Source organism: Bacteroides sp. MSK.20.82 (genome assembly GCF_019052485.1).
Classification (GTDB): Bacteria; Bacteroidota; Bacteroidia; order Bacteroidales; family Bacteroidaceae; genus Bacteroides; species Bacteroides thetaiotaomicron.
Window position 1 is genome coordinate 1 of the sequence record NZ_JAHQUN010000099.1, and the last position, 5,318, is coordinate 5,318.

A 5,318-nucleotide genomic window follows, 5' to 3' on the forward strand; every position below is an offset into this window, starting at 1 on the left:
ATATAAGACAAGTATTGACGGTTCTATTTTTTTCTTGTACTACTTGTATTGTTTATCAATATTTCAAAGAACATCTTGCTTTCGTTTTAAAAGCGGGTGCAAAGGTAAGAGGTTTTATTTTAACTACCAAATGTTTTCGGAAGTTTTTTTTTCGTTTTTCTTTTTCTATCGTTTCTCAGGCTCTCTTAGCGAAAGGGAAAGAAGGTAAAGAAGAAAAACAAAACGCCTTTTCTTTGCGAATCGGACTGCAAAGATAAGAACTTTAAGCATTATCTTCCAAACTTTATCGGAAGTTTTTTTGTTCTTATGGTTAAGCAGACCCTTGCTTTTACACTAAGTCAATTTATCAAGGCTTTCTTCTCTTGGAAAGCGGGTGCAAAAGTAGCCCCTTTTCAAATATACTCCAAACTTAAATCACTCTTTTTTTGAATTATTTTTGAAAAGACTCGCTAAAGTGTTGAATCATAAGGATGTTATAGAACATATTTTTCTCGGATACAGGAGGAATAGAGGAAAGGCATGCACATTATTATATTCACACGCGCGTTAGGTGAGTGAGCGCGGGCGTATACATCAGGGAAATGAAGAGGAAATATCAGATTCATGAAATAGTCTGTTATATAAAACACAGGATAGATACAGTAGAGGGGAGCTCTGGAAGTTGAAAGTAGCTGTCATGAGTAGTCACACAGCTTGTTGCATGTCTTAAAACAAAATAGGGCTTCGTTCGCCCTCTGGACATATGAAACCCCAATTCTTTATAAGATACAATCATTTAGTTATGTAGAAACAGGAAGTAGAAAAATAATTTCGAATATATCGAATAGAACTAAGTATTGGCATAAGTTTGCGCGGTTTTAATTTAAACTTTTGCTTATAATGGGGATTAATAAACCACAAAATTCGGTCTACAATTCTGCCATTACTTTCTTTTATTATGCTTTCAAAATGCTCTATAGACAGCCCCGCAGCTTTTATATTCAACAATTCTTTAATACATGAATCATTTTCACCAAAAATAAATAGAATTTTATTGTACACAGATAAAGGTAAAAGATGAATAAATGGCATTTTAGAACAAAATCCATTACGGCATATTTGTTGATGTCCACCAAACGGCATTTGCCAAGCAGGAAATCCCCAAAAGATTATACCTGTTTCAGACAGAAACTCTTTAGCATGAAGTATAAATTCAACTTTCCGACATTTATCTATATGTTCTATAACGTCATGTATCAAAATTATATCATATTTATTCATATCCTCTTCAGAACTAAAATCAAAAAAATCAGAATAAATAAACCGCCCATTAAAACCTAAAAGTTTAAAATAACTAATTGCCTGAGAGATTCGTTCTTCGGAACGATCTATTCCTGTTACATTGCATTCTTTTTCGGCAAATGGTAACAAATTTCCTCCTTCCCCACACCCTATCTCCAATATATTCATACCTCTTTTTATAGCAACAAACTTCTCGAGATAATCAATATAAAAGTCTCGAGAAGTTATTGCAAGTTCATTAAAATAGGAATATCTATCTATATGTCTTTGCTGCATAGTCGATCTATTTATTTGCTTTCAAAGCCTCAACTTCTGCTTTTAATTCCTTGATTGATTGAATCATTATAGGAATAATTGCTGTATAATTAATTAGTTTATTCCCATCCGGGTCAGTCAATACTATATTCGGAAGAACTTTCTCAACTTCCTGAGCCAACAACCCAATTTCTTTACCATCTCCACCTACTCGAAAAGCAGCAGCTGCCGGTTCATTCTTATCTTTGAAATCATAACTTACAGCATTCAGTTTAGACAGAACATTTAAACCATAACCTAATGGATTAATATTAATTTTTGCTCTAGCATCAGAATAGTTATATACATTTTTCACCTGAATACTATTATATACTCCGGATGCTGTATTATAGAAAACAACTTGATCATAATGACTAGCCAATCGAGTTGCAGCCGGGCTACAATCAATTTGAAAGAAGTTACTAGCATTACATTTCATATATATTCCGTTTCCACTAAACGTCGTATGATAAAATGAATAAGGTTCGGTATTGCCAATAGTTAATTTACCATTCGAATAATACTTAATTTGTGCATTTGCAAGAACTGCAACAGCCAAGAATACCACTAAGAGTATACTTTTAAAAAATAATGATTTCATAATATTACAAGTTTTAATTAATAACCTTTCGATATAAATAAAGGCACATATCCCTTAGACATCATTTTGTTACTGAGCCATCCAATCCTATGGTTACAGCTTGTCCAAAAGGAATATCTACAGTGCCAGGTTGAGCTTCCCATACAACCACACCAACCGCCCTAGTAGTTATACCAGTAGTAGTTTCATTGTTCGTATTTACTTCCTCCGATTCGTCCGTACATCCACAGAGAATCATCATAGAAAAAGAAAATAACATAAATAACTTTCTCATGACTATTCAAATTAAACATTAAGTGTCAAAAAATTACTTGATAAAGATTAGTATCTCACCTAAATGTAGGTAGTCTTATCCTTAAATTAGACATTGTGTTTGCTCTCATAACTTTAGATTTAAATAATTATTGCATTGATAATACTATTCTTCTGAAATATCTATATATCAATCCTTAAAGAGTAAAGTTTCCTACAACCTTAACACTCGCATTGTACATATACAACTCATATTGACCTAATGATAGATCACCTAAATAAAGAGTATACTCTCCTGCCGCAACAGGGAATATTATAGATTGAAATACGATTTGTTTTTCGATATCTTTTACTTCAACAGTTATAGGAGCAAAACTGTCTTTAAAATTAAGACAAAGTCTTTTGCTTTCATCATCCACATACACTTTAAGCCATTCGGGGTCAACAGGAGTTCTTTGTATAACCCAATCACTTTTAGTTTTAACATGCTGTTTAGCTTCAATCATAACTGAAAAACTATGTATTAATAACATCACTAATAATACAAGCTCAAACTTTTTCATATTTATTAATTTTGTTTTTTGCAAATATAGGGGATAGATGATTCGTTTGTTATATTCAAAACAATATCAAAATAGACAGGCAGAACTTGATTATCAACAACTTATAAAAACAACATAGACATATAGTATACATTCACTATTTCAAGGGGACTTTCAGAGCATTAAAATAAAAAAAGTGCATGCCACTATCAATATAGCAGCATGCATTGCCTTATTCAGAAAAGAACTACTTAAATAGGATTATTTTAAAAGCTCGTTAATCAGGTACTCACACAAGTTAGCTTCTTCCTATAAAGCAGAGATTCCCAATTTTTGTCTGAATCTTAATCGCTTTGTAGAAACTGAACTAGGATTAATACCAAGCAATCTAGCTTCGGTTTTCGAATCAAAATTAAACATGCATAAACAACAATATTCCCATTCCTGACTTGATAAATTTGGGTATCGTTCTAATAAATACATTTTTAAATTCGGATAAGTTTCTGTTATTTCAGAAACAATAGAGAACCATAATTGCTCCGTTAGTAATGGTTCATTGCAATTCGTACTACGTTCAGCGATATTCACTAATTTTCTAAAAATTATTGACGTAACAATTCTTCTTCGCTGCAATTTCTTATAATTAGAGGTTAAGTTTTTAATTTCATTTTCTAATCGACTTTGACTACTTTCATTCTCTTTTTGCGAAACCACTAATTGATTTTTCTTTTTATCCAACTCTATAAAGGCATTAGCCAACTCTAGTTTTATATTATTCAACTCAAGGGCTTGCTTATTCATTTCATTTTTGGTTTTTTGCCTGTACAGCAAATAGAGTAATGTGATAGCTATACCAAAAATCAAACATATACAAATTATAATCATATACTTTTGCTGAGTGAGTTCCAATTGATGATTCTTTTCTTTAAGCCTCAAATTATTAAATTTCTTTTCTACTTCCAGTATTTTTGTATTATTCTGTAGTATAGTAATAGAGTCACTAATGGATTCACATGTTTCTAAATGTTTAAGTGCTTCTTTATAGCTACCTTCCGCTTTAGTTACCCGATAAAAAGCCCGCTCTATACCATATTCATATTCAGAGCTATCTAAAGGTAGTGTATACAAAAGCTCACGAGCTTTTAAAATATCACCTACTTGCAGATATAGCTTGATCAGACAGTTTGTATTATACAATTCATTTTCTTTATCCAAAGATGTTGATTTAAGGAAATGATATTCTGCTTTAGAGTATTGGTTCATTGCCAAATAAATGTTACCAAAAGCATTATCTAGAGAAGAGCTAACCTCATTATCATTCAACTGCTGGGCAATAGAATCCGCTATTCCCATATATTTTAAAGCACATTCCAGAGAATCGAAAAAGGCCCATTCACGAGCTATATTTTGTAAAGCAAATACATGACTTTTGATATTTCCCGCTTTCTTAAACAGTCCTTGAGCTTCTTCATATTGATGTCTGGCCTCCTTTTGCATATCCCTAAAATCATATAGATCAGCTATATACGTACATATATAGCCTGCTTCATTATATAGTTCTTTCTCTTTTGCGATTGCCAATACTTCTGCATAAATGCTCATTGCCTTATCATATTCCCCATCAGCCACTAGAGAGCGCCCCCAAAACAACCCTATATCTACTTGATCTTTAGTTATTCCATATTTAATCAGCCAAGAATATGCATGATCGAAATAGTAAGAAGGAGGAAGAGACGTATTCAATTTGTCAGCAGCTTTACCAGCTATCAAGCACCAACGCACTAAATCTTCCTTATCCAGTTTATCAGGATAAGGAATACTTTGTATAATACGAAAAGCACTATCCGGATTGTCTTTGAGTATTCGCTCTGCAGCATTTAACGGAGTAGACACTGATTGTTGCCGTCTACAAGCTACAAAAAATATTAGCACTAGTGTTAACACATATGATAAATGTTTCATTATTATAGTTTTGCTTATATGAATAAAAAACAAACAAGTAAGTTAAACGAGGGGATAAAAAATTCTTTTCCCATTTTTCCGTTGAACCCTTGAAAACACAGATAGTATCAATATGTGCAATAATTATTTTTTCAGTTTCAAAAGTATTATGCTGTCTTGTAAAGATATGAATTATTTCTTAAACTACAAATAACCCTGTTGCATATTTTAAAATTAAAAATGTGAATCAGTAGTTGAATCAAAATTATACTGAAATGATTCAAATCAGTTAAGACATGAACATAAACTCTATAGCATTACCGATAGTACTCTATACAGCTAGATATCAATATGTAGTGTACTGAATAAGTTGACACTTCAAAAATCGAAAATAAAGATGAAATATT

The 5,318-nt window shown here is 32.0% G+C and carries 6 protein-coding genes; 1 reads left to right on the forward strand and 5 read right to left on the reverse strand.

The annotated features are described in order from the left end of the window. Positions 1–257 (forward strand): hypothetical protein (locus tag KTR07_RS27645; protein ID WP_254306584.1); only part of this gene is annotated, 257 nt, incomplete at its 5' end. Between the two features lie 514 nt (positions 258–771). On the opposite strand, the gene KTR07_RS27650 is transcribed toward KTR07_RS27645, so the two are convergent. The 5 genes from KTR07_RS27650 to KTR07_RS27670 all read right to left on the reverse strand — a co-directional run bounded on the left by KTR07_RS27650 (position 772) and on the right by KTR07_RS27670 (position 4,932). Then, a complete protein-coding gene (locus tag KTR07_RS27650; protein ID WP_008764105.1) occupies positions 772–1,557 on the reverse strand; it encodes a bifunctional 2-polyprenyl-6-hydroxyphenol methylase/3-demethylubiquinol 3-O-methyltransferase UbiG in 786 nt (261 codons plus the stop codon). Between the two features lie 7 nt (positions 1,558–1,564). Beyond that, positions 1,565–2,176 (reverse strand): tail fiber domain-containing protein, encoded by a 612-nt coding sequence (locus KTR07_RS27655; protein WP_008762762.1) that lies wholly within the window; start codon positions 2,174–2,176, stop codon positions 1,565–1,567. Between the two features lie 61 nt (positions 2,177–2,237). Next, complete coding sequence (locus KTR07_RS27660; RefSeq protein WP_008762761.1) at positions 2,238–2,450, reverse strand: hypothetical protein; 213 nt, start codon at positions 2,448–2,450, stop codon at positions 2,238–2,240. Between the two features lie 175 nt (positions 2,451–2,625). Beyond that, a complete protein-coding gene (locus KTR07_RS27665; RefSeq protein ID WP_008764104.1) occupies positions 2,626–2,991 on the reverse strand; it encodes a DUF3244 domain-containing protein in 366 nt (121 codons plus the stop codon). 288 nt (positions 2,992–3,279) lie between these two features. Then, a complete protein-coding gene (locus KTR07_RS27670; protein WP_011108027.1) occupies positions 3,280–4,932 on the reverse strand; it encodes a tetratricopeptide repeat protein in 1,653 nt (550 codons plus the stop codon). Positions 4,933–5,318: the final 386 nt, after the last annotated feature.

Excerpts from the sequence above, each read along its gene's own strand:
- KTR07_RS27650 (WP_008764105.1), bottom strand. The coding sequence starts at position 1,557 with ATGCAGCAAAGACATATAGATAGATATTCCTATTTTAATGAACTTGCA.
- KTR07_RS27655 (WP_008762762.1), bottom strand. The coding sequence starts at position 2,176 with ATGAAATCATTATTTTTTAAAAGTATACTCTTAGTGGTATTCTTGGCT.
- KTR07_RS27660 (WP_008762761.1), bottom strand. The coding sequence starts at position 2,450 with ATGAGAAAGTTATTTATGTTATTTTCTTTTTCTATGATGATTCTCTGT.
- KTR07_RS27665 (WP_008764104.1), bottom strand. The coding sequence starts at position 2,991 with ATGAAAAAGTTTGAGCTTGTATTATTAGTGATGTTATTAATACATAGT.
- KTR07_RS27670 (WP_011108027.1), bottom strand. The coding sequence starts at position 4,932 with ATGAAACATTTATCATATGTGTTAACACTAGTGCTAATATTTTTTGTA.